26 protein-coding genes and 3 tRNA genes are annotated in these 24,567 nt (G+C 37.9%); 18 read left to right on the top strand and 11 right to left on the bottom strand.

What is annotated here, in order from left to right:
- Genes queA through N9Y32_05820 form a run of 3 tightly spaced genes read left to right on the top strand, consistent with a single transcriptional unit; the run spans window position 1 to window position 1,720 of the window.
- Window positions 1–1,014 (top strand): tRNA preQ1(34) S-adenosylmethionine ribosyltransferase-isomerase QueA, encoded by a 1,014-nt coding sequence (gene queA, locus N9Y32_05810; GenBank protein ID MDB2590527.1) that lies wholly within the window; start codon window positions 1–3, stop codon window positions 1,012–1,014.
- A 23-nt stretch (window positions 1,015–1,037) separates the two neighbouring features.
- Window positions 1,038–1,394 (top strand): HIT family protein, encoded by a 357-nt coding sequence (locus N9Y32_05815; protein MDB2590528.1) that lies wholly within the window; start codon window positions 1,038–1,040, stop codon window positions 1,392–1,394.
- A complete protein-coding gene (locus N9Y32_05820; protein ID MDB2590529.1) occupies window positions 1,391–1,720 on the top strand; it encodes a thioredoxin family protein in 330 nt (109 codons plus the stop codon). The genes N9Y32_05815 and N9Y32_05820 overlap by 4 nt, the downstream gene beginning before the upstream one ends.
- On the opposite strand, the gene N9Y32_05825 is transcribed toward N9Y32_05820, so the two are convergent.
- From N9Y32_05825 to sucC, 3 genes are read right to left on the bottom strand one after another with little or no spacing between them, the layout of a single operon-like run.
- On the bottom strand, window positions 1,704–2,471 hold the full coding sequence (locus N9Y32_05825) for a hypothetical protein (GenBank protein MDB2590530.1): 768 nt from the start codon (window positions 2,469–2,471) through the stop codon (window positions 1,704–1,706). The two genes, N9Y32_05820 and N9Y32_05825, sit on opposite strands and share 17 nt — an antisense overlap.
- A 37-nt stretch (window positions 2,472–2,508) precedes the next feature.
- Window positions 2,509–3,378: a succinate--CoA ligase subunit alpha gene (gene sucD, locus N9Y32_05830; GenBank protein ID MDB2590531.1), complete on the bottom strand. Its 870-nt coding sequence runs from the start codon at window positions 3,376–3,378 to the stop codon at window positions 2,509–2,511.
- A complete protein-coding gene (gene sucC / locus N9Y32_05835; protein ID MDB2590532.1) occupies window positions 3,378–4,547 on the bottom strand; it encodes an ADP-forming succinate--CoA ligase subunit beta in 1,170 nt (389 codons plus the stop codon). Before sucC ends, sucD begins: the two co-directional genes overlap by 1 nt.
- Window positions 4,548–4,599: 52 nt before the next feature.
- Between sucC and efp the strand changes: the two genes are divergently transcribed.
- From efp to N9Y32_05875, 8 genes are all read left to right on the top strand, one after another.
- Complete coding sequence (gene efp / locus N9Y32_05840) at window positions 4,600–5,163, top strand: elongation factor P (protein MDB2590533.1); 564 nt, start codon at window positions 4,600–4,602, stop codon at window positions 5,161–5,163.
- Between the two features lie 57 nt (window positions 5,164–5,220).
- Window positions 5,221–6,099 (top strand): EF-P lysine aminoacylase EpmA, encoded by an 879-nt coding sequence (gene epmA / locus N9Y32_05845; protein ID MDB2590534.1) that lies wholly within the window; start codon window positions 5,221–5,223, stop codon window positions 6,097–6,099.
- 15 nt (window positions 6,100–6,114) lie between these two features.
- A complete protein-coding gene (locus tag N9Y32_05850; protein ID MDB2590535.1) occupies window positions 6,115–7,584 on the top strand; it encodes a sel1 repeat family protein in 1,470 nt (489 codons plus the stop codon).
- A gap of 4 nt (window positions 7,585–7,588) precedes the next feature.
- Window positions 7,589–8,038 carry a YcgN family cysteine cluster protein gene (locus N9Y32_05855; GenBank protein ID MDB2590536.1) on the top strand — a complete coding sequence of 150 codons (450 nt, stop codon included), beginning with the start codon at window positions 7,589–7,591 and terminating at the stop codon, window positions 8,036–8,038.
- Window positions 8,035–8,457 (top strand): DUF2914 domain-containing protein, encoded by a 423-nt coding sequence (locus N9Y32_05860; protein MDB2590537.1) that lies wholly within the window; start codon window positions 8,035–8,037, stop codon window positions 8,455–8,457. Before N9Y32_05855 ends, N9Y32_05860 begins: the two co-directional genes overlap by 4 nt.
- Entirely contained in the window at window positions 8,450–9,646 is a 1,197-nt protein-coding gene (locus N9Y32_05865) for an argininosuccinate synthase (GenBank protein MDB2590538.1), read from the top strand. Before N9Y32_05860 ends, N9Y32_05865 begins: the two co-directional genes overlap by 8 nt.
- Before the next feature lie 210 nt (window positions 9,647–9,856).
- The gene (locus N9Y32_05870; GenBank protein MDB2590539.1) at window positions 9,857–10,468 is read left to right on the top strand and encodes a fumarylacetoacetate hydrolase family protein; all 612 of its coding nucleotides are present in this window, start codon (window positions 9,857–9,859) and stop codon (window positions 10,466–10,468) included.
- 81 nt (window positions 10,469–10,549) lie between these two features.
- Window positions 10,550–11,128 (top strand): rubrerythrin family protein, encoded by a 579-nt coding sequence (locus N9Y32_05875; GenBank protein MDB2590540.1) that lies wholly within the window; start codon window positions 10,550–10,552, stop codon window positions 11,126–11,128.
- 54 nt (window positions 11,129–11,182) lie between these two features.
- On the opposite strand, the gene N9Y32_05880 is transcribed toward N9Y32_05875, so the two are convergent.
- The 6 genes from N9Y32_05880 to N9Y32_05905 all read right to left on the bottom strand — a co-directional run bounded on the left by N9Y32_05880 (window position 11,183) and on the right by N9Y32_05905 (window position 14,880).
- Window positions 11,183–11,256 (bottom strand) — tRNA-Cys (locus N9Y32_05880).
- Between the two features lie 62 nt (window positions 11,257–11,318).
- Window positions 11,319–11,394, bottom strand: a tRNA-Gly gene (locus N9Y32_05885).
- Window positions 11,395–11,448: 54 nt separating this feature from the next.
- The gene (gene pgsA / locus N9Y32_05890; GenBank protein ID MDB2590541.1) at window positions 11,449–12,033 is read right to left on the bottom strand and encodes a CDP-diacylglycerol--glycerol-3-phosphate 3-phosphatidyltransferase; all 585 of its coding nucleotides are present in this window, start codon (window positions 12,031–12,033) and stop codon (window positions 11,449–11,451) included.
- Window positions 12,034–12,085: 52 nt separating this feature from the next.
- Window positions 12,086–12,162 (bottom strand) — tRNA-Arg (locus N9Y32_05895).
- Between the two features lie 53 nt (window positions 12,163–12,215).
- Window positions 12,216–13,505, bottom strand: coding sequence for a UDP-N-acetylmuramoyl-tripeptide--D-alanyl-D-alanine ligase (locus N9Y32_05900; GenBank protein ID MDB2590542.1), 1,290 nt, complete (start codon window positions 13,503–13,505; stop codon window positions 12,216–12,218).
- Window positions 13,498–14,880 (bottom strand): UDP-N-acetylmuramoyl-L-alanyl-D-glutamate--2,6-diaminopimelate ligase, encoded by a 1,383-nt coding sequence (locus N9Y32_05905; GenBank protein ID MDB2590543.1) that lies wholly within the window; start codon window positions 14,878–14,880, stop codon window positions 13,498–13,500. The genes N9Y32_05900 and N9Y32_05905 overlap by 8 nt, the downstream gene beginning before the upstream one ends.
- Before the next feature lie 223 nt (window positions 14,881–15,103).
- Between N9Y32_05905 and N9Y32_05910 the strand changes: the two genes are divergently transcribed.
- Window positions 15,104–16,996, top strand: coding sequence for a 5'-nucleotidase C-terminal domain-containing protein (locus tag N9Y32_05910; protein MDB2590544.1), 1,893 nt, complete (start codon window positions 15,104–15,106; stop codon window positions 16,994–16,996).
- Between the two features lie 62 nt (window positions 16,997–17,058).
- Window positions 17,059–18,177, top strand: a complete 1,119-nt coding sequence (locus N9Y32_05915; protein ID MDB2590545.1) for a HupE/UreJ family protein — start codon at window positions 17,059–17,061, stop codon at window positions 18,175–18,177.
- Window positions 18,178–18,304: 127 nt separating this feature from the next.
- Here N9Y32_05915 and N9Y32_05920 read toward each other — a convergent pair whose 3' ends face one another.
- On the bottom strand, window positions 18,305–19,270 hold the full coding sequence (locus tag N9Y32_05920) for a KpsF/GutQ family sugar-phosphate isomerase (protein ID MDB2590546.1): 966 nt from the start codon (window positions 19,268–19,270) through the stop codon (window positions 18,305–18,307).
- 180 nt (window positions 19,271–19,450) lie between these two features.
- Between N9Y32_05920 and N9Y32_05925 the strand changes: the two genes are divergently transcribed.
- Entirely contained in the window at window positions 19,451–19,861 is a 411-nt protein-coding gene (locus N9Y32_05925; GenBank protein ID MDB2590547.1) for a PaaI family thioesterase, read from the top strand.
- Window positions 19,862–19,899: 38 nt separating this feature from the next.
- Here the strand turns inward: N9Y32_05925 and N9Y32_05930 are convergent, their stop codons facing one another.
- Complete coding sequence (locus tag N9Y32_05930; GenBank protein ID MDB2590548.1) at window positions 19,900–20,847, bottom strand: lysophospholipid acyltransferase family protein; 948 nt, start codon at window positions 20,845–20,847, stop codon at window positions 19,900–19,902.
- A gap of 147 nt (window positions 20,848–20,994) precedes the next feature.
- Here N9Y32_05930 and N9Y32_05935 point away from each other — a divergent pair, with 147 nt between their 5' ends.
- The 4 genes from N9Y32_05935 to fusA all read left to right on the top strand — a co-directional run.
- Window positions 20,995–21,471, top strand: a complete 477-nt coding sequence (locus N9Y32_05935) for a low molecular weight phosphotyrosine protein phosphatase (protein MDB2590549.1) — start codon at window positions 20,995–20,997, stop codon at window positions 21,469–21,471.
- A gap of 115 nt (window positions 21,472–21,586) precedes the next feature.
- A complete protein-coding gene (rpsL, locus tag N9Y32_05940; protein ID MDB2590550.1) occupies window positions 21,587–21,961 on the top strand; it encodes a 30S ribosomal protein S12 in 375 nt (124 codons plus the stop codon).
- Window positions 21,962–21,989: 28 nt separating this feature from the next.
- Entirely contained in the window at window positions 21,990–22,457 is a 468-nt protein-coding gene (gene rpsG, locus N9Y32_05945) for a 30S ribosomal protein S7 (protein MDB2590551.1), read from the top strand.
- Between the two features lie 30 nt (window positions 22,458–22,487).
- Window positions 22,488–24,567 (top strand): elongation factor G (gene fusA / locus N9Y32_05950; protein ID MDB2590552.1); only part of this gene is annotated, 2,080 nt, incomplete at its 3' end.

Below are 24,567 nucleotides of genomic sequence, written 5' to 3' on the forward strand. Positions count from 1 at the left end.
ATGTTGTTAAGTGAATTTGATTTTGACCTACCCAAGTCATTAATTGCGCAAAACCCGCCAGAAAATAGAACAGATTCTCGCCTTTTAGTGCCCCATGATTCGATTATAGATTCTCATTTTTATCAAATAGCTGACTTTATAAAGCCAGGTGATTTATTGGTGATGAACAACACACGCGTTATTCCTGCAAGATTATTTGGTTATAAGGCTTCGGGTGGAAAAGTTGAGATTATGATTGAGCGCTTACTAGACGAAAGCCATGTTTTAGCGATGATAAAAGCCTCTAGGGCGCCAAAAATTGATAGCTTTATTACTCTTGAAAATGGTGAAAAAGCTCAAATAATTAGCAAAGAACATGGTTTTTATACTTTAAATTTTGAAACTGATTCGCTACTAGGCTTATTAGATGATGTGGGCCATATTCCTTTACCACCTTATATTGAGCGAAGTGATGATAAGGCAGATTTAGAGCGCTATCAGACAGTATTTGCTAAGCAAGATGGTGCGGTTGCTGCGCCAACGGCTGGTCTTCATTTTGATGATGCCTTATTAAAAGACTTAAAAGATAGAGGTATTGATCATACTTTCGTAACCCTTCATGTCGGTGCAGGCACATTTCAACCGGTTAAGGCTGATAATATCATCGACCATAAGATGCATAGTGAGTATTTTGAAATTGATCAAAAAACTGTGGATAAGATTAATCAAGCTAAGACTAATGGTGGGCGAATTATTGCTGTAGGAACAACTGCGGTAAGATCTATGGAGTCTGCTGCTAAAAGTGGTGCGTTAGTTGCTACAAAAGAAGAGACGGATATTTTTATCTATCCAGGTTATAAGTTTAAAGTAGTTGACATGATGATTACAAATTTTCACTTGCCAAAGTCGTCCTTGTTGATGCTTGTTAGTGCTTTTATTGGGTGTGAAAAAATGATGGAAATTTACCAACATGCCATTCATGAAAAGTATAGATTTTTCTCCTATGGTGATGCGATGCTTCTGAGTAAAGCGTAATAATTTATCTTTAAGTGGACAATATGATTTATAAAAATGAGCTAGTGAGAGTCGAAATTGAACCCAGTGAAATTCCCTGGATTAAGGTATTGACTCAAAGAGAGATTAAAGAATTTAGCGAATGCACAAATGATGAAAAGTTAGAAATTTTTAGAATTATTGATATTACTGAAAAAAGCATGCTAGAGTATTTCAAAGCAGACAAGATTAATATTGCGTCATTTGGCAACTTATTACCTCGCGTTCATTGGCATATTATGGCGCGTTTTAAAACTGATAGCTATTTTCCACAACCAATGTGGGGTGAAAAACAAAGGCAAGCGCAGCTAAATTTACCTAGTTTTAATGTGTTCTTTAAGCAATTAGGAGAGGATTTATGAATCAGCTGGAAAGTCAAGCGCAGCTAGATACGCTCAAACGTGAAAACGAGGCGGTTTTAATTCTTTTTGGTGGAGCTCATTGCGGTGTTTGCCAAACTATTAAGCCACAAATTGATGAAAAATTTTGCCAAAAATTTCCAGATTTGGCAATGGTTTATATTGATTGCGAGCAACTGCAAGAAGTTTGTGCTCAGCATGGTGTATTTTCATTACCTGTGGTGCAAGTATTTTTTATGGGGCAAAAATTTATTGAAGAAGTTCGAGGTTTTTCGCTCTTAGCATTAGAGCAAGAGATTGACAAGGTCTATGCTAAGATGAATGCTTAATTTTTTGCAATGCTGGTAAATCTAAGTCAAACTCCTTGGCTAGTTGCAAGGCTCTATTAAGTCTTGCAGGGGCAGATCTACCCATACAGCCATGGCCTAGATCGCCTTCAAAGGCTTTTATCATGCTTTTTTCTAACGCCATCTGATCAAATTTTTTGCCTGTAAGTGAGCCTTGTAATTTTATAATATCATTGGAAACTTCACGCATTAATGGTAGGTGATGAGTGCGCAATCTCTCAACATTAGCACCTGGTTCAATGGCTATGCCAGCTATATTAGTGGTCAGAATATACAGATTTTTTAAGACTAATTCAAATAGTAGCTGGGTTTCATCATCAAGCACATGAGCAGGAATGTCAATCAGCGCTAGTGAGTCTACTAGTATTTGAGCTTTTCTTCCAAATACCGGTGAAGAGATTAGAACTTTAGAGTCCATGCCTTTCTTTTTCTCAAACCAAACTGAGATAACTGTTGGATCCACAAATTGATAAGGTATCCAATCACGAGGCAAAAGCTCATTTTGCATCATGGCTACTCGATTTTTCCATGATTCTGGAATTTGCGCTAGTGCGGTTTGTAAGTCAGCTTCTCCAGTGCAGACCAAAATAAGTTCTGGATCAATACTACTAGCCAGTTTTGTAATATCAGTTTTTCTGGTAATTGGGTAGACGGGATAGTTATTCTTTAAGAAGGCGCGCGCAAAGACGCTCCCAAGTTCGCCAATTCCTAAAATTACAATGGGTTTTTTCATTTTTATTTGTAGATAATATTGCTTTTTTCAATACTTATTATTTTAATATCTCTAAAAGAGTTGAGCCCATCGTTGCTGGTGTAGGCGCTATGGCAACACCAACTGCTTCTAATGCTTTGATTTTATCTTCTGCTTTTCCAGTTCCACCACTAATGACAGCGCCAGCATGACCCATGCGCTTACCCTTAGGCGCACTTAAGCCAGCAATGTAAGAGACAACAGGTTTGGAAACGTGAGATTGGATAAATTCTGCCGCTTCCTCTTCAGCTGAGCCACCAATTTCACCCACCATAATAATCGATTTGGTTTGTTCATCTTCTTCGAATAAGGCCAGACAATCAATGAAGTTCATGCCTTGAATTGGATCACCGCCAATGCCAATACAAGTGCTTTGGCCCAGTCCTACGATGGAAGTTTGATGAACCGCTTCATAAGTTAAAGTGCCAGATCTAGATACCACGCCAACGCTACCGGTCTGATGAATGTTGCCAGGCATAATACCTAATTTACATTCATCAGGCGTGATTAAACCAGGGCAATTAGGCCCCACTAAAACAGAATTTGAATCTTTTAATATTGCTTTAATTTTAAGCATATCTTGAACGGGTATACCTTCAGTAATACAAGCAATAACCGGCATTTGCGCTTCAATTGCTTCAATAATAGAAGCATAAGCAAAACGTGGCGGCACATAAATCATGGTAGCTGTTGCATTCGTTACTTCCATTGACTCCTTAACAGAGTTGAATACCGGTAAATCCAAATGTGTTTGCCCACCTTTTCCAGGTGTAACGCCACCAACAAACTGCGTTCCATAGGCGATAGACTGTTTAGAGTGAAAAGTACCTTGTTTACCTGTAAAACCTTGAGTAATGACTCGAGTATCTTTGTTGATTAATACGCTCATTACGCAACTCCTCTAGATAGCGACACAATTTTAATTGCCGCCTGAGTAAGGTCTGCTTCAGTATAAATATCCGCAGTTGACTCATCAAGTAGCTTTAAACCTTGCGCAGCATTGGTGCCTTCCAAACGAACAACAATTGGTAAATTAAGGCCAACTTTTTCAATCGCTTGTAAAATTCCTTCTGCGATTAAATCACATCGCACAATGCCACCAAATATATTAACCAGGACACCTTTAACATTTATCTCAGTTTGAATAAGCTCAAAAGCCTTAGCAACACGCTCAGCAGTCGTGCCACCACCAACATCTAAAAAGTTAGCGGGCGATCCGCCATGATGTTCAATAAGATCCATCGTTGCCATTGCTAATCCGGCACCATTCACCATGCAGCCAATTGTGCCATTCAGTGAAATATAGTTAAGCTGATACTTGCTCGCCTCATTCTCTTTTTCATCTTCTTGTGTGATATCACGCATTTCGGCAATATCTTCATGTCGATATAGGGCGTTATCATCAAAGTCAATTTTTCCATCAAGTGCCAACAACTGATTATCTGAGGTTGTGATTAGTGGGTTTATTTCAATAAGGCTAACATCTTTTGTGACAAAAATTTCGTACAGCCCCATTAGAGTCGTGATAAATTGATCTGCTAAAGTATTTTCAAGACTCAACTGTGAGGCAATTAAAGCACAATCATTTGCGTTTAAAGCGCCCAATGGATCAACTCCAAACTTAATGATTTTTTCAGGGGTTTCGCTGGCTACTTTTTCAATATCCATGCCACCTTCAGTAGAGGCGAGGACAGTGATTTTTTGAGTTTGTCGATCAACTAAAAGACCTAAGTATAGCTCGCGTTCAATACTTTGCCCGCCTTCAATGAGTAATTGATTAACAGGCAAACCTTTGGCATCTGTTTGTGGCGTCACTAATGTTGATCCAAGTAATTTTTCACAAGCATCTTCAGCATCTTTTATTGAACGACATAAAATGACGCCGCCGCCTTTACCACGACCACCTGCATGAACTTGGGCTTTAACTACCCAAATCTTACCGCCTAATTCAGTACAAGCCTTGTTCACTTGCTCAACTGCGCTAATCAGAGTGGCCTTAGGGGTTCGAATGTTGAGTTGTCTAAATAAGCCTTTCGCTTGGTATTCGTGTATGTGCATGAAAAAGTGCGTAAAATAAGATGCTTGAATTTTACACTTATTAGGTTAAAAAATGGCAAATTACTCTACCAGTCAGTTTAAAAATGGCATGAAATTAATGCTTGATGGCAATCCTTGCTCTATTGTGAACAATGAAATTGTAAAGCCAGGCAAAGGCCAAGCGTTTAATCGTGTTAAATTTAAAGATTTAATTACTGGAAAAAGCCTAATTAAAACGTTTAAATCCGGTGAATCATTAGAAAGTGCTGATGTAATGGAACTCGATATGCAGTATCTTTACAATGATGGTAGTACTTGGAACTTTATGGACACAGAGTCTTTCGAACAGCATGCCATTGATGACAGCTCTATGGATGATGCACGAGGATATTTGGTTGAGCAGGACATGTGCACTGTAGTTCTTTGGAATAATAATCCAATTTCAGTTACGCCACCTATTCATGTTATGTTGGAAGTTGTTGATACGGATCCTGGCCTTAAAGGAGACTCTGCTGGAACAGGTGGTAAACCGGCAACCATGAATACAGGTGTGGTCGTTCAAGTGCCTTTGTTTATTGGTATCGGTGAAGTTATAAAAGTTGATACACGCACTAATGAATACGCTGGGCGCTCATAACAATCATTTAAATTTGAAGTTTGAGTTATCAAACTTCTTTATTTGCAATCTGGCAACATGACAGCATTACAAGAAAAAGCAACCCTGTTTAAAAAAATTCGAGAATTTTTTGACGCCCAAGGCTTGATTGAAGTTCAAACACCATCTTTATTAAACACACCAACAACTGACATTTATATTGATAGCATTGCTGTAGCAACCAATCAAGGAATCGGCCAAAAAACACATAAGTATCTGCACACTTCTCCAGAGTTAGAAATGAAAAAACTACTCTCGAAGGGTAGTGGTGATATCTATCAAATCTGCCAGGTTTTTAGAGATAATGAAATAGGCGAGCGCAATTTTAATGAATTTACTTTATTAGAATATTACCGCCTTGATTTTGATATTCACCAATTAATGGGCGATATATCAGCCCTACTTCGCCATTTAGGCATACATGATGAAGTGGTTAAGATGTCTTATGCTCAAGCATTTAATCAATTTGGAAAAATTGATATATTGAATACAGATTTTGAATCATTAAAGTGTATCGCTTTAACACATAACCTCAATATTGATTTTGAATGGATTGAAGATCTACAAATGCTGTTATTCGTGCATCTAGTTGAGCCTTGTTTAAAAGATTTTCCAGTGTGCTTTATTTATGATTACCCTTCGGAGCAGTCTGCTTTGGCAAGAGTTGATGGCAAGATTGCCCATAGATTCGAGCTGTATTTATCAGGTGTTGAGGTGGGCAATGGTTATGATGAATTGCAAAGCGCTAAATCGTATCAGCAAGTATTTACGCGTGAGAATGCCAAACGCCAACAAATTAACAAACCTTTTTTTGAGCTAGATTTAGAATTTTTAGCTAGTTTGGAAAAGCCTTTGCCAGCTTGTTCAGGCGTTGCTATCGGGATAGAGCGATTAGCTTCTCAACTCTTTGCAACCTGATTAAAATATAGAGCAATGATTAAATTCTTCTACCTTATTATTTTTCTTTATGCACCAGCCCAGGCCTTGCAGATTTTGCAGCCTGAAAGTGGCAATGAGGTAGTGGTTCAGCAGTCTAAAGTGCTTGATGAGTCTAGCCAGTTATCAAATAATTTATTATTAACGAAGCTAGAAAAGTCCGCCAAAAGTGGTGATGTTAGGGCGCAATTTAGTCTAGCTAATGTTTATCACAATGGTATCGGAGTCAAGACTGATGAAAAACTTGCATTCTATTGGTATAAGCAAGTGGCAGAGCAAGGCTATGCAAGTGCGCAGTTTAATATTGCAAACGGCTATTATCACGGTATTGGCACTACCCAAGATTTAACAAAAGCCCAAATTTGGTATGAGAAAGCCGCTGAACAAGATTTTGTTAATGCGCAATATAATTTAGCCGTTATGTATCGTCGTGGAGAAGGTACTGAAGTTGATAATGAACTTGCTTTTTATTGGTGTGAAAGAGCTGCACAGTTAGGCTATGGGGTTGCACAATTAACATTGGCCAAATTATATGAAGAAGGTGTGGGCACCGAACAAGATGACAGCTTAGCCCAAGTCTGGTATTTAAAAGCTGCCAACCAATATGACCCAGAAGCACAATTTCATTTGGCTGATTTTTATCATAAGCGTAGTCATTATGCGCAAGCGGTCTATTATTATCGTAAAGCATCAGACCAAGGCCATATTGGCGCTCAATATGCTCTAGCCAAGAGTTTAATATCAGGTACTGGTGTTATTAAGGATGAAATCCAAGCGCAACAATTGTTATTAGAAGCTTCTCAAGCAGGACATGCCAAAGCTCAATTGCAACTTGGCCAATTATTTTTAGCGAATGATCAAATTATTAAAGCAAAAAAATGGCTAATTAAGGCTAGTGCTCAGCAAGAGAGTACGGCAACTATTTTGCTAGAAGACTTAGCAACTTTAGAACAGTCTAAGCGAGATAATTTAGTGTTAGAAGAGCCAAACTCCGAAGTGCTAAGTGCTGAGAGTTCTCAAATAGACTCAGCGCCTATTCCTGTCGTTATTTCTGATAATGCATTAAGTGAGTTAGTCATTAATCCGGCTCCGAATTTGTCAATCATCATTCCCAATCAACAACAGATCTTAGATTCGTTAAATAGCAATGTAGATGCCATGAACAACGTGGAGAAGTTAGTTACTAGCGCACAACAGGGCAATCCGATTGCTCAGCATAACCTAAGCATACTTTATAGTATTGGTGAGCTGGTGGCTAAAGATGAGCGTAGGGCTTTTTTACTTATGCAGCAGTCTGCCAATCAAAATATTACCCGCTCTCAAAATTCTTTAGCAATGATGTATGTTAACGGTATCGGGGTTAATCCAGATTACCAGAAGGCTTATTATTGGGCCAGCGTATCAGCGCGCAAAGGCAATACTGAGGGTAAGAAAATTTTGACATATCTTGTTGGGGCGTCTTTATAAAGTTATGCCAGATACAGAATTAAAATTTTGGGAAACTCACAGCTTAGATGAGATGAATCGAGCACAGTGGGAGTCTTTATGTGACAGCTGTGGACGCTGCTGTTTGCATAAACTTGAAGATGAGGAGTCAGGTGATATTTATTTCACGGATGTGGTTTGTCATTACATTGATGAAGAAACTTGCCAATGCCCGCATTATGATGATCGACAAAAATTTGTACCCGATTGTTTAACCATTTACCCAGATTGGGGTGAAAAGTTTAACTGGTTACCTAATACTTGTGCTTACCGCTTATTACATGAAGGAAAGCCTTTATTTGATTGGCACCCTCTGATCAGTAAAGATCCTGAGTCGGTTCATTTAGCAGGAATTTCAGTACGAGGTCGAACATTTTCAGATGATAAAATCAATGAAGATGAAATTGAACTACATATAGTGGATTGGGTGAAATGATAAAAAAATTAATGGTTTTGTTGATAGTAGTTTGGGCACAATCAGTGATGGCTTTATGGCCGCATAAAAATATTTCCCAGGCTGTTTTTTCCACTTCTATCGTCGACAGACAGCCTGCTAAGATAATCACTGAAGCAGATGATTCTTTAGGTAAAATCTATTTCTTTACCAATATTCGACATCTAGCTGGCGACAAGATCACGCATCGTTGGATTTATAAGGGTAAAGTTAAGGCTGAAATTAGCTTTGATATTAAAGGCGATCGTTGGCGTGTTTGGTCAAGTAAAAATATTTGGCACACGTGGGTAGGTGAATGGCGTGTCGAAGTGGTTAATCAAAACCATGAAATACTCCTGGTAAAAATAATTAATTTTGAAAAAAACATGGCTCAAGAGGGCGCAAGGAAGAACAATGAATAAAGTAGTACTAGCCTATTCAGGCGGATTAGATACAAGCATTATTGTTAAATGGTTACAAGACACTTACCAATGTGAAGTGGTGACTTTTACCGCTGATATTGGCCAGGGTGAAGAGGTAGAGCCAGCGCGTGCTAAAGCCAAAGCTTCAGGCGTTAAAGAAATCTATATTGAAGATTTACGCGAAGAATTTGCTCGTGATTTCGTCTTCCCTATGTTTAGAGCGAATGCTATTTATGAAGGTGAATATTTATTAGGCACTTCTATTGCTCGCCCTTTAATCTCGAAGCGCTTGGTTGAAATTGCCCGTGAAGTGGGTGCAGATGCTATTTCACATGGTGCGACTGGTAAGGGTAACGACCAAGTTCGTTTTGAGTTAAACGCTTACGCACTAGATGCAGATATTCAGGTAATCGCACCATGGCGTGAGTGGAATTTATCGTCACGCGAATCATTAATGAATTATGCTGAAAGCCATGGTATTAAAATCGATTATCAAAAGCAAGACAAAAAGTCTCCGTATTCAATGGATGCAAACCTACTTCATATTTCTTATGAAGGCGATATTTTAGAGGACCCTTGGGCTGAGCCAGAAGAAGACATGTGGCGTTGGACAGTGTCCCCAGAAAATGCACCAGATAAAGCAGAATATATTGAGCTCACTTATAAACGAGGCGATATTGTCGCCATTGATAACCAAGCCATGAGCCCAGCGACCGTGATGGAAGTTTTGAATGAGCGTGCCGGTGCACATGGCATTGGCCGTGATGATATTGTTGAAAATCGATTTGTTGGCATGAAATCACGTGGTTGTTATGAAACTCCTGCTGGTACGGTAATGCTTAAGGCTCATCGTGCTATGGAGAGTCTTACATTGGATCGCGCAGCAGCGCACCTTAAAGACGAGCTTATGCCAAAATACGCTGAGATGGTTTATAACGGCTTTTGGTTTGCACCTGAGCGTGAAATGCTACAAGCTGCGATTGATCAAACTCAAGAAAGTGTTAATGGTACAGTGCGCTTAAAACTTTATAAAGGTGGTATTGCAGTCGTTGGACGTAAATCTGATGACTCTCTATTTAGCGAAAAAATTGCAACCTTTGAAGATGACGGTGGTGCCTACGATCAAAAAGATGCGGCAGGTTTTATTAAACTAAATGCACTTCGTTTACGTTTAAAGGCTTTAAAGTAAGAAATAATAGCCATTCTTAAAATTTCTTAAATTTTACAAAATACCTGCTAAAAACACCATTTAGTGGGTATTTTTGTCTGTAAATTGCCACTTTTTGTCATAAATATGGGTTAAAAGTGGGTGATATTCATTATTTCCTAAATTTATAGTCAATTTATTTAGATAAATATAGGGTGTAAAATTATTATTAATGACAAAAAATAGCCAATGATGAATATTGTTAATATCAATAAAAAAAGCGTTATCCCCTCAAAGATTGTTTGCATTGGTAGGAATTATTATCAACATATTAGTGAACTAGGTAATGAAATTCCAGATCAAATGGTTATATTTTGTAAATCAAACTCAGCAATTAGTGATAATCTAACACTAGATCATCAGCAGGATATTCACTATGAAGCAGAACTATCCTTTATGGTTGAAAATGGAGAATTCTGTGCACTAGGCTTTGGATTTGATTTAACTAAAAGAGAGCTTCAATCTCAGCTCAAGAGTAAATCACTACCTTGGGAGCGCTCTAAATCTTTTGATGGATCAGCAGTCTTTAGCTCGTTCATTCCTATAAAAGATATCGATCCATCTTTGTCTTTTTCATTGAGTATTAATGGTGTGATTGTGCAGCAAGGGAATTTAGAGTTAATGATTCATTCTCCTGAAAAGATCTTAAAAGAAATTCAGACTTTTATGAGTTTAGAGGATGGAGATATAGTCATGACAGGCACACCAAAAGGCGTTGGTGTTTTAAAATCCGGAGATGTTTATCAGGCCTTAATAAGAAATGAACAAGAGATTTTATTAGAGCAGCAGTGGACTGTACGATAGTAATAAAAAAAATATGAAGTTCAATATAATCCCTTGTATGGGGTTATAATTTTGTCTGATTTTTAATCAACAAATAATTTGATGACTCAAAGCATTAAAGGCACCCAAACTGAGAAAAATTTACTTATTGCATTTGCAGGTGAATCGCAAGCGCGCAATCGATATACTTTTTTTGCCAGTAAAGCAAAGAAAGAAGGCTTGATGCAAATATCTGAAATATTTTTAGAAACCGCCAATCAAGAAAAAGAACATGCAGAGCAGTTTTTTAAATATTTAGAAGGCGGCGATCTAGAAATTACATCTTCATTTCCTGCCGGTGTTATCGGCACCACCTTTGACAATCTATTATCCGCTGCACAAGGTGAAGAGCATGAATGGTCAGTGATATATCCAGCATTTGCAAAAATAGCCAAAGAGGAAGGATTTGACGACATAGCGCAAACATTTGAGTCGATTATCATTGCCGAAAAACAGCATGACCATCGTTATAAAGCTTTGGCGAAAAATATTGAAGAAGGTCGGGTGTTTAAGCGTAATGACACGGTCACATGGCGTTGTCGAAATTGCGGATACTTACATGAAGCAAAACAAGCACCAAGCATTTGTCCAGCTTGCAAACATCCTCAAGCTTATTTTGAACTCTTAGGTGAAAATTACTAGATTGATTTTAGTGAATGCATAAAAAAGCCCGATAATAATCGGGCTTTTTGTATATGGAGGCCGGAACCAGAGTCGAACTGGTCTAGATGGATTTGCAATCCACTGCATAACCGCTTTGCTATCCGGCCAAGGTAATAAGTGCAAAGGGCTATATAAAAAAAGACCTGATAAACAGGTCTTTTAGAAAATCTGGAGCGGGAAACGAGATTCGAACTCGCGACATTCACGTTGGCAACGTGATGCTCTACCAGCTGAGCTATTCCCGCAATACAAAAGAGAATTATAGTGTTTTTTTCAAAATAGTCAAGGCAGTTTTGACTTTAATTGTCAAAAGTTTTAACGCCTTCTCTTAAATAAATAAATCCAGACCAAAGAGTTAAAAATGTCGCAGCAATAAGTAGCACCACACCGATTTCAAAACTAGGCAATCCGAAGAATGGTTGCTGATAAAGTAAGAATAAAATAGCAAAAATTTGCACAAAGGTTTTGACTTTGCCAATAGAAGAAACATTCACGCTTGATCTTTGCCCGATAGTACCCATCCATTCTCTTAATGCAGAGACTAAAATTTCACGAGAGATAATAATTAGTGCTGCCACAGTAATATACCAATGCGAGTCTGAGGGATAGAAATCAACCAGCATAATAAGGGCTACAGATACAATGAGCTTATCGGCAACTGGGTCTAAAAAAGCACCTAGTTGAGAAGTCATATTGAGCTTTCTAGCAAGATAGCCATCTAAATAATCAGTAGTACTGATAAAGGCATACGCACCTGTTAAGCTAAAGTTTATCCAAGTAAAAATTGGTGTGTGCGTAAAAGCAGGTTGGAAATAGTAAAGAGCGACAAAAACTGGAATTAAGAAAATTCTAGAAAGTGTGATTATATTTGGGATTGTCATCATGGTGTATTCTATCAGAAGCTGTTTATGCAGAATAATCTCGATGGAAATTTGATGGTGGGCCCGACAGGAGTCGAACCTGTAACCGCTCGGTTCGTAGCCGAGTACTCTATCCAATTGAGCTACGGGCCCATCAAGCCGGTAATTATCGCTAGGTTTTGACAAAAGGTCAAGTGAAAAATGGTTTATTTTTGTAAAAGTTTAACCAGTTTGTCTAGTTGTACAACTCTAGAGCCTTTAATGAGTAAAGTTGCACCCTGATGATGTTGCAAGATATGTTCTGCTAATCTTTGTTGGCTGTCAAAATGCTGTGCTTGATAATGCTCAGCTAATGGACCAAATGTATAAAAATTAGGGCTAATCTGTTGTGCTTGCAAGCCAATTTTTTTGTGTAGAGTGATAGTCTGCGTGCCCAACTCTGCCATATCACCTAGAACAATAACCAATTCGCCCGAAAATGTTTTCAAGGTTTCTAATGCAGCTGTAATCGAACTTGGACTGGCGTTGTAGCTATCATCAATCAAGGTGAATTGTTTAGTATGAATGATATTTAAACGCCCATTTTCTGCCGTGGTAGACTCTAATCCAGATTTAATGGTTTTAAAATCAATACCTAGAGCATAGGCACAAGCACTTGCAGCTAATGCATTGTCAATATTATGCATGCCAATTAGTTGTAAATTAATATGAATTTGTTGCTGGTGAATGTTTAATGTAAAGCTAGATTTTTCAATATCACTAGAAAATACGTCACCTGTTTTTGAGTTATTCGAATCTTGAACTGAGGCAGGTGTAAAACTGATATCACCTTTGAATTTTGTTTGTGTGTTGACGATATTTTTAGAATGCTTTGAGTAAATCTCGCCTTTGGCTTTAATCAAGTTAGCCTTACTACCAAATTCACCAATATGAGCGTCACCCGTGTTTGTAATCACAGCAACATCAGGATTAACAATACATCTTAGGTGTTCAATTTCCCCTATATGATTAGCACCCATTTCGATCACAGCATATTGGTGATGATGCTCAAGTTTTAGGAGTGTCATCGGTACGCCTAAATGATTATTTAAATTGCCCTGAGTTTTGAGTGTGGGCGCAGATAAATTTAAAATATTGGCAAGCAGATTTTTTGTGGTGGTTTTGCCATTACTACCTGTAATTGCAACTATTTTTGGCTGAATGTTTTTTAAGTGATATTGGGCAATATCACTGAGCGCTTTTTGTGTATCTTTAACTAGTAAAACAGGTAGATTACTAACTATTTTTTGACTAGAAATAATAGCCACAGCACCCATTTCTTCAGCTTTTTTTATGAAATTATGTGCATCAAAATTTTCACCAATCAGCGCAAGAAAAATACCACCATCCATGCGTTGACGAGTATCGGTGTAAATATCTTCAAAAGCAATGTCTTGAATATTGCTCGGATCAAGTTGCAGAACTTCGGTGAGTATTTTAGTGGTTGATTTAAGCATTATTAGCAATGTCTATATCATTCATTGCAATGGTATTATCTTGATAATATTGTTCAGATTCATGGCCTTTTCCAGCGATGAGCAGACATTCATTTTCTTTAAGTGTGGTAATGCCCGTTTCAATAGCCAATATTCTATCTTGAATAATATCTACTTCATAACTATCATCAATACCATTGAGAATGTCATGAATGATACTAAGTGGATCCTCTGAGCGAGGATTGTCATCCGTTAGGATAATCGTACTGGCTAATTTAGAAGCGATCTTACCCATTAGTGCGCGTTTTGTTTGATCTCGATCTCCCCCACAGCCAAATATAACTCGAATATTATGCTCTGGATAATGTGCTTTCAAAGTGGTAATAGCTTTTTCTATGGCATCAGGTGTGTGCGCATAATCTACCCAGGCAAAGTGATTATTAATTTTGTGCATACGGCCCATTGGTGGGCTCAGCTTATCCAATAATGGAATGATTTGCGCGCTGCTAAAATTGCGTGCTTTTAATGCTTGATAGGTGGCCAAAATATTCATCAGATTAAACTCGCCTAAGAATGGAACTTCAAACACAAAGCCATCAAGTTGAGCAATGAAGCCATACTCAGTGGTTTTAATGTCGTTAAAGTCATCAATAGAGTAATTAAACTGTGATTTTTTACCAGCGGCGTGGCTAAACTCCGTATAGCTAGGATCGTCAGAATTTAGAGTCACGCTGTTTAGGGTGTCGAGTTGAAAAAGCTTTAATTTTTCAGTTTTGTATTGCTCGAGTGTTAAATGATAATCAAGATGATCTTGTGTGAAGTTGGTTAGCACTGCTTGGGTAATATTAAGACCAGCAATACGATTTTGAGCTAAAGCATGCGATGAAACCTCTAATGTAACGACTTTGATATTTTGTTGATGATATTCATCTAAAGCGCGATATAGGGTGATGATATCTGGCGTAGTTTGCCTGGATGTTTGTGAATTATTAGCAATACCTAGTGTTCCAATTAAGCCACTCTTTTCGCCTAATTGATTAAGTGTTTGCGAGATAAAGTGCGCCACTGAGGTTTTGCCGTTAGTACCAGTTACCCCTATTATTTCTACGTCACAAGCATTTGAGTAAAAAGTTTTTGCAAGGCTAGGTAGATACTTTGACAAATTATCTATTCGAATGGTAGGAACACTACAAACGCTTTCTTTTGAATCTATCAATACGGCAATACAACCTCTGTCAATTGCTTGATCGATATAATCTATACCATGATCTTTCTCCCCTTGTAGGGCAATAAAAACGTCGCCAGGTTGAATTTTATGCGAGTTCAGACATAATCCTTCGACGGTTAAATCAAATTCAGTGGTAGTAATGTCTTGGAGTAGTTGGTTAATTTTCATGGCAATATTATAAGATTTTTTGCAACTTATACTAAGATGAATCGAAAATATACCAATATTTTTTTAAAAAAACAGCTAAGTGTTTGTCTTTGTTTTATACTAATCCCCAAGCTAACATTTATATAATAATACCACCCCTTTAAATACGGTCTATATTAGATTAAATTTTGTATAAAATCTTAGCTATAAGCATTTAAAAATTATTGTTTTCCTGGGAGGTAGTATGTCATTAACACGTAGAGATTTTATTAAAGTTTTAGGCGCTGGTTCAGCAGCAGGTTTAATTAGTGGTTGCGGCAATGATGCGCCGGCCAAACTTGCGTCACAAGATAATATGTATGAAGTGGCTAAAACTGGTAATGCACGAATTTTGCATATCACTGATACACATGGTAACTTATTACCTAATTATTTCCGAGAGCCAAACGTAAACCTTGGCTTTGGTCCTACCTATGGTCAGCTACCTCATGTCGTTGGTAATAAACTTCTTGAGCAAATTGGTGTTAAGCCAGGCTCAGCTGAAGCGTACGCATTTACTTACAATAACTTTGAAGAGCTTTCTGCTAAATATGGAAAAACAGGCGGCTTTGGTCAAATTAAAACGGTTTTAGATTCTTTGCGTGATAGTGCAGGCGGTGTAAAAAATACATTAACTATTGATGGTGGAGATACTTGGCAGGGTTCAGGTACATCACTTTGGACTCGTGGCGCTGATATGGTTGAAGCGTGTAATATGCTAGGTGTTGACGTGATGGTTGGCCATTGGGAGTTTACTTATAAAGAAGAAGAAACGCTGAAAAATATCGGCTTCTTTAAGGGTGATTTCTTAGGTCAAAATGTGCGAATTCTAGAAGACGCTTTGATGGGTGATAAGTACGCTACTATGACTGAAAAATTTGATGGTAACGGTCTTTATAGTGAAGACGATGCGATGCCATTCAAGCCTTATGTGATTAAAAATGTAGGTGGCCACCGTATTGCAGTGATTGGTCAAGCTTTTCCAAGAACCTCTAATGCTAACCCACAAAAATACTTTTTCCCAGACTGGTCATTCGGTCTTCGTGAAGACGAGATGAGTGAATTAGTTGCCGATATTCGTGAAAATGAAAAACCAGATGCGGTAATCGTGGTTTCTCATAATGGTATGGATGTAGACATTAAGATGGCATCACGTGTTGTTGGTATTGATGCTATTTTTGGGGGTCATACGCATGATGGTATGCCAAAACCTATTGAAGTTAAAAATGCAGGCGGTATTACAGTGGTAACGAATGCAGGTTGTTCGGGTAAATATATCGGCGTCATGGATCTTGAAATTAAAGACCATAAGATGGTTGGCTATAACTACAAGATGCTACCAATTTTGACAAACTTCATTAAGCCAGATGCAGCTATGGTGTCCTATATTACTAAAATGCGTAATACTAAATACGATAAAAATGTTGTTGAAGCGCGAAGCTCAACTATGTCAAACAATCCGGATCGTGTAGGTAAAACTTATGATGAAATCTTAACTGAAAAGCTTTGCTCAACGAATCAAACCTTGTACCGTCGCGGTAACTTTATGGGCACTTGGGATCAAGTATTGGTTAACTCTTTACGTGAAGAGCACGATGCAGACTTTGCGATGTCAGCAGGTGTGCGTTGGGGTACTTCTGTACCAGCAGGCCATGATGTTACTATGGAAGATTTAATGACCAATACATCAATGACTTATGGTGAAACTTATGTGTCTGAAATGAAAGGCGCACAACTTAAAGAAGTATTAGAAGGTATTGCTGAAAACTTGTTTGTACAAGATCCATACCTACAATCAGGCGGTGATATGGTTCGTATGGGTGGCATGGATTACACTATCGATCCTGCTGCCGGTCTGGGTAATCGGATTTCAGAGATGAAAGATGATGAAGGCACACTAATTGATCCGAATAAATCTTATAAGGTTTCAGGTTGGGCGCAAGTTGGCTCAGTGGGCAATGGTCGTTTAATGTGGGATGTTGCTGCAGATTACTTACGTAAACAAGGCACATTGGATTTAAAGAAAGTTAATCATCCAACCATTAAAGGTGTGAAAACTAATCCTGGTATTGAAAATTACTCTGGAAAGTTGGTCTAAATCTAGATTTAAATTGCTATAAAAAACCTCGCTAGACGGGGTTTTTTTATGAGAAGAGCTTGATGAAATTTTTATTTTTATTACTGTTATTGGCCAATTTAGTTGCGCAAGCAGATGTTGTTAAACCTGCCTTGGTGGAAATTTCTATATTTGAAGATAAAACACTTGAGGTGAGAATTGATTTAAGCCTTGAAGCGGCAATGGCAGGTATCGGTACACAATATAAGAATACCACCGACTCCCCAGATTCAGATCGCTATGATGAATTGCGAGCACTTGAGCCAAATAATTTACAGCAAAAATTTAAAACATTTGAAACTGAGTTTTTAAATAGCCTTCAATTAAAAGTTAATAGTGAGCAACAATCACTAAGTTTAACCCAAGTTGATATTGATATTGTTGGGTATAAAAAACGGCCTAGAAAAACCAGTCTTACTTATACAGTAAAGCTTACTGAATGGCCTAAAGCGCTCTCTTGGCAGTACGGAAAAATTCATGGGGATAGTGCATTACGCTGGCAGATATACCAAGCAAATGAATACAATTGGAGTCAGTGGCAATGGCTACGTGGAGGCGATCCTAGTGGGGTAATTAATATTGACCATCCAGAGTCTCAAAGCGATACACAGCGTTTTTTCCAATTTATTGACATTGGCTTTAATCATGTTGTTCCATTGGGATGGGATCATATTTTATTTATTATTGGTATGGCGCTTTCGTCTTTGTTATGGCGTCGATTATTATTATTGGTCAGTGCTTTTACTTTGGCACATACGCTAACACTTGGTTTAGCAATGATAGGAGTGTTAGAAGTATCAGCAAGGCTTGTTGAGCCGCTAATTGCTTTTTCTATTGCCTATGTAGCAATAGAAAATCTAGTAACTAAGCAGTCAATTAATCGTAAAACTGTGATTGTCTTTTTATTTGGATTGGTTCATGGATTGGGCTTTGCTAGTATGCTTCAAGAATTTGAGTTATCGCCTGAATCATTCTTATCAACACTCATAGGTTTTAATGTGGGCGTTGAATTGGCACAAGTCATGATTGTGGCTGTTGTGGTTTTACTACTTCAAAGTTTACGAGTCTTGGGATGGAATTATCGACAGCTGGTCGTTATACCTGTTTCAGTCTTAATTGCACTTATTGGATTTTGGTGGGGTGTGGAAAGGTTGATGGGTTGATTAATAATTACAAGTATTATTACTTTTCGCAAGGCAAATTTTAAAAATATGCAAGGCGTGTAGTTAATCTACACAACTAAATATTTTTAAAATTTAACGCAGTCGAAAAGGAAAAAGACGCCGTAATTTAGATAATTTTGGCTTGCATTAGCGTGTGTGTATTAATCGCGCCTAAGACTTGGTTGTTCTCATCAACTACAGGTAAAGAATTTAAATTAAATTCATCCATTATCTGAACAGCAGCCATTGCAGGTTTATCTGCAAGAATTGTTTTACAATTTGGCACCATTACCTCTTTAATTCGCAAATTTTGAATGTCAGCATGTGTTTCTAATACACGGCGTAAATCACCATCAGTAAAGATGCCTTCTAAATAATTATTGTCTGTAATAAGTACCATGCCTAATGCCTTTTGACTCATTACTAGTAATGCATCTAGTAGTTTTGTATCTGCGCTAACCATTGGAATCTCATCGCCAGTTTTCATAATATTATGAACAAATGTCAACAGCCTTCTACCAAGAGCGCCTGATGGATGAGACCTGGCGAAATCATCTGGACTAAAGCCTTTATTGGTGAGAATGCTTACAGCTAATGCATCACCCATGGCTAGAGCTACAGTTGTTGAAGAGGTAGGTGCCAGGTTATGTGGACAAGCCTCTTTTTCAACACCTACGTTTAAATGAACATCACTAATTTGCCCAATTGAAGAGTTTTGATTACCAGTCATGCTAATAATAGAAACACCCAAACGCTTAATAACAGGAACAAGTGTCATGATTTCATCAGACTCACCCGAATAAGAGATGCAGATAGCAACATCATTTTGTTCAATCATACCAAGATCGCCATGTCCAGCTTCACCAGGATGTACGGCAAATGCAGGCGTTCCAGTAGAAGCAAAGGTTGCAGCAATTTTATTACCAATATGGCCAGATTTACCCATACCAATTAAAACCACCTTGCCTGTACAATTTTGAATGAGGTGACAAGCATCAATAAAACCCTGATCAAGTTGATTGGCTAATTGAGTTACGGCGCCGGCCTCAATCAAGATAACTTGTTTGGCAGTTTCTAATAAAGTGTTAGACATAATTAACTTTGATAATAAATATTGTTGTTGATTTTATCAATTATAAGACTCGATGAGTAACGAAAAAATTAAAGATAACTAACCAGTTGACTCATAATAGATAAGTATATTTTGTATTGTAATTATTCAATATAATAGGCGAATGACAGTCTGCGACTCAAAAAAAGTAAAAGGTAAATTATGCTTTCTAAAGAAAAACTAACTGAATTCTTAGCATTAGAATTCCCTCAAACAAAATGCTACATTGATAAAGTTGGAAATCGGAGTGCTAGCGTTAGACATAAAGTTGGAATTGATGAATTACGTCCTGGCGGTACAGTCTCTGGTCCAGTTATGATGGCCACTGCCGATGTGGCCTTATATATAGCAATTCTTGGTGAAATTGGACTCGTGCCACTCATCGCAACTACAAGCTTAACTATTAATTTTCTTCGTAAACCTTCATCAAAAAAAGACATTCTTGGTGAGTGTTCATTAATAAAAGTGGGAAGATCTTTAGTTGTTGGCGAAGTTACTTTGTATTCTGATGGTGAAGTAGAGCCAATAGCCCATGTTGTTGGCACCTACTCAATACCTCCACAAAGAAGTTAACAAAACACTTAAAGCTAGTAATGGTATTGTGAATTATTTTAATATAAAGAATTTTTACCATCAGGTCGAGTTCGATAAAGCTTCATCAGCCACATATACTGCGAAGGGTGTCGTTTAATTAATTGCTCTAAATGATGATTAAGTTTATAAGCATCATCCTCTGAACTACTACTGGGATATTCTTCAATAGGAGAAGTAATAACCACCTTATATTTTGATATTTCTTCATCATAATAAGAGAAGCAAGGCAAGCTAACAGCTTTTCCTAGTTTGGCAATACGAGCAGGAGTAGTTAACGTCGCTTTTTCTTTGCCAAAAAAAGGTGCAAAAACTGAATTCTTTTTACCAAGATCCTCATCAGGTAAAAAGATAAGGAGTTGTTTTGGGATTAATTCTCTAATTATTTTACGCAACCCTTGTTCGCGTGAAATAACGAACTTGACATATCGACAGCGACTTTTAGTAATAAGCCAATTTATAACAGGGTTGCCAGACTGTTTGTAAGAGCCATAACAATCATAATTAAAGCTTAGAGCTATAGGGGCAAACTCCAGCATAACACTATGGGCAAGTAAGATTATTACGCTTTGATTTTTCTCAATCGCTCGATCTATAAATTCCTTACCCTCGATGCATACTAGTTTATTTAGACGTCTTCTGGAGGCAAAGAATAATAAGCTATAGTCTAATAAGGCACAACCATACCATTGTAAATGTTGCCTTGCAAGCTGATGCTGGGCATCACTATTTAATGTTGGAAATACAATTTTGATATTTGTTAAAACGATATGACGGCGTTTTTTATTCCTAAAATAGATAAGACGGCCAATAAACCGACCAATAAGATGTCTTAAAGATTGAGGCAGTAATGATACTAAGAAGAAAATAGAAAGTCCAATCCAGGTTAACCAATAACGTGGCTGAAGAAAAGAAAATTTGAAGTTTACTTCAACATTGTTACTACTAGAATCCGTGTTATTAATCACAACTTAAACCATTTGAATTAAATTACAGCTATCAATAAAGATTTTATCAAGATGTAACTTAAATTGAGTATCAAATTTCAATGATGTGTCAAACATGAGTAACTTTACAATAGATATAATGTTTGATTTTATCAATTATGAAAGTCAATGAGTGACGAAAAAGTTAAAATTTTATTCGTATGTATGGGTAATATTTGTAGGTCACCAACTGCTGAAGGCGCCTTTAGGTCGCAAGTAGATAGGCGCGGTCTTGAGGATTTATTTGAAATTGATTCAGCAGGGACACATGCTTATCATGTAGGTGAAAAACCAGATTCAAGATCACAAATAGCGGCGGCTAAGCATCAGGTAGATTTATCTAGTCAGCGAGCACGCCAAGTTCATCAGAGTGATTTTTATTATTATGATCATGTCTTTGCTATGGATGAATCTAATTTGTCCAACATTAGAAATATGTGCCCTAAGGAGTTTCAACATAAGTTGTCTTTGATGCTAGATAACATTCCAAACAATAAAACAAAAAGTGTACCTGATCCATATTTTGAAGGCCGATTTGATGACGTATTTGAAATGCTCAATCGTGCTAGTAATTTTTTATTAGACAGCTTAACGAAAAAGGCCTAAAACTTATTGACATAAGCGCCCCTAACACAGTATAATTCACCCCTTTATTGCCCCCGAAAAAACAACGGGTGGCTGTAAGTTACTTAAATTAAAAGAGATTTGGAGAAATAGCGATATGTCAACAGTTAATCAATTGGTACGTAATCCACGTAAAAAGAAGGTTGTTAAAAGTGGCGTGCCAGCATTAGACAGCTGCCCTCAAAAACGCGGAGTATGTACTCGTGTTTATACAACTACACCTAAGAAACCTAACTCAGCATTACGTAAAGTTGCTCGTGTAAGGCTTACTAATTCAGCTGAAGTTACTACTTACATTGGTGGTGAAGGTCATAACTTACAAGAACACTCAGTGATTCTTATTCGTGGTGGTCGTGTTAAAGATCTACCTGGTGTTCGTTACCACACAGTTCGTGGAGCGTTAGATACCGTTGGTGTTGATGGCAGAATGCAAGGTCGCTCTAAGTACGGTACTAAGAAGCCTAAGAAATAACAATAATATATAAAACAAGAGAAACCCTATGAGAAGAAGATCCGCTCCTAAAAGAGAAATCCTACCAGACCCAAAGTTTGGTGATTTAGTATTGGCTAAGTTTGTAAACATCTTAATGTTAGATGGTAAAAAATCAGTAGCTGAGAAGATTGTTTATGATGCGTTAGATACAATTGAAGCTAAAGGTAATGCTGAGCCAATTGAAGTATTCAAACAAGCCCTAGAAAACATTGGACCAATGGTTGAGATTAAATCTCGCCGTGTTGGTGGTTCAACTTACCAAGTACCGATCGAAGTTAGAGCTGAACGTAAAATTGCTTTAGCAATGCGTTGGATCATTGAGGCTTCACGTAAGCGTGGTGAGAAAGGTATGAAGCTTAGATTAGCAGGCGAAGTATTAGACGCGGTTCAAAACCGTGGAACTGCATTTAAGAAAAAAGAAGACACACACAGAATGGCTGATGCAAACAAAGCGTTTGCACACTTCCGCTGGTAATCGAACATTTAGATTTAAGGATTTAAGAAAATGGCAAGAAATCACCCACTTAGTCGCTACCGTAATGTCGGTGTTATGGCGCATATTGATGCTGGTAAAACCACTACAACTGAACGCGTACTTTTGTACACAGGACGTACTCACAAAATTGGTGAAGTACATGACGGTGGTGCAACCATGGACTGGATGGAGCAGGAGCAAGAACGTGGCATTACCATTACTTCTGCTGCAACTACTTGTATGTGGAAAGGCATGGACGAACAGTTTGAAGAGCACCGTATCAACATTATTGATACTCCGGGACACGTTGACTTCACCATTGAAGTAGAACGTTCACTTAAAGTATTAGACGGCGCATTGGCTTTATTTTGTGCGGTAGGTGGTGTTGAGCCTCAGTCTGAGACTGTATGGCGTCAAGCTAATAAGTACAATGTTCCAAGAATTGGTTTCGTTAATAAGATGGACCGTGCTGGTGCAAATTTCTTGCGTGTTTGTGAGCAAATCAGAACTCGTTTAGGTGGCAACCCAGTGCCAATGCAGATTGCAATCGGTGCTGAAGAGGACTTTAAAGGTGTTGTAGATTTAATCACTATGAAGGCTATTTTCTGGAATGAAGAAGACCAGGGTGCTACATACGAAACAACAGATGTTCCTGCAGATTTACTAGATCTTGCTGAAGAAAAACGTGAAGCTATGGTTGAAGCAGCTGCAGAAGCTAATGATGTGTTAATGGAAAAATACCTTGAAGAAGGTGAGTTAACTAATGATGAGATTAAAGAAGGTATTCGTCATCAAACAATCAATAGTCAAATTATTCCAATGTTTTGTGGTTCAGCCTTTAAAAACAAAGGTGTGCAAGCAGCATTAGATGCAATTATTATGTATATGCCATCTCCAGTGGAAGTAGATCCGATTGAAGGTATTTTAGATGATAAAGATGAAACTAGAGCGCCTCGTCCAGCTTCTGATGACGAACCGTTTGCAGCATTAGCATTTAAAATTGCAACTGACCCATTCGTAGGTACATTAACTTTCTTCCGTGTTTATTCAGGTGTTCTTAGAGCTGGTGATTTCGTATACAACTCATCAAAAGGCAAAAAAGAACGTATTGGTCGTATGGTGCAAATGCATTCTAACGAACGTGATGAAATTAAAGAAGTTCGTGCTGGTGATATCGCTGCCGCTATTGGTCTTAAAGACGTAACAACGGGCGATACGTTGTGTAGCATGGATGATAAAATCGTTTTAGAAAGAATGGAATTCCCTGAGCCGGTTATTGCACTTGCTGTTGAGCCTAAAACTAAAGCTGACCAAGAAAAAATGGGCATTGCTTTAGGTAAATTAGCAGCTGAAGATCCTTCTTTCCGTGTCTCTTCAGATGAAGAATCTGGTCAGACTATTATTGCTGGTATGGGTGAGCTTCACTTAGATATTATTGTAGATCGTATGAAGCGTGAATTCGACGTTGAATGTAACGTTGGCGCACCACAAGTATCTTACCGTGAAGCAATTACAACGTTAGTTGAGCACCAACATAAGTTCGCTAAGCAGTCTGGTGGTCGTGGACAATATGGACATGTTCATTTACGTATAGAACCTCAAGAGCCTGGTGCAGGTTATGAGTTTGTTGACGAAATTAAAGGTGGTGTTATTCCTAAGGAATACATTCCTGCAGTTAATAAAGGTGTTCAAGAGCAAATGGAAAATGGTGTTTTAGCTGGCTTCCCTCTAGTTGATCTAAAAGTGACTGTTTATGATGGTTCATATCATGACGTTGACTCAAATGAGATGGCGTTTAAGATTGCAGCTTCTAAATGTTTAGCAGAAGGTGTTAGATTAGCTAACCCTCAATTACTTGAGCCAATGATGTCTGTAGAAATTATAACTCCTGAAGAATACATGGGTGATGTCATGGGTGATCTTAATAGACGTCGTGGTTTGGTTGGCGCTATGGAAGATCTTCCAAATGGTAAGCAATTGAAAGCAGATGTTCCATTAGCAGAAATGTTTGGTTATGCAAATGACCTTCGTTCAGCGACTCAAGGTCGTGCTAGTTATTCAATGGAATTCTCAAAGTATACGGCAGCACCGAAAAATGTTGCTGATGACG

This window comes from Candidatus Thioglobus sp. (assembly GCA_028228555.1).
Taxonomy (GTDB): Bacteria; Pseudomonadota; Gammaproteobacteria; order PS1; family Pseudothioglobaceae; genus Thioglobus_A.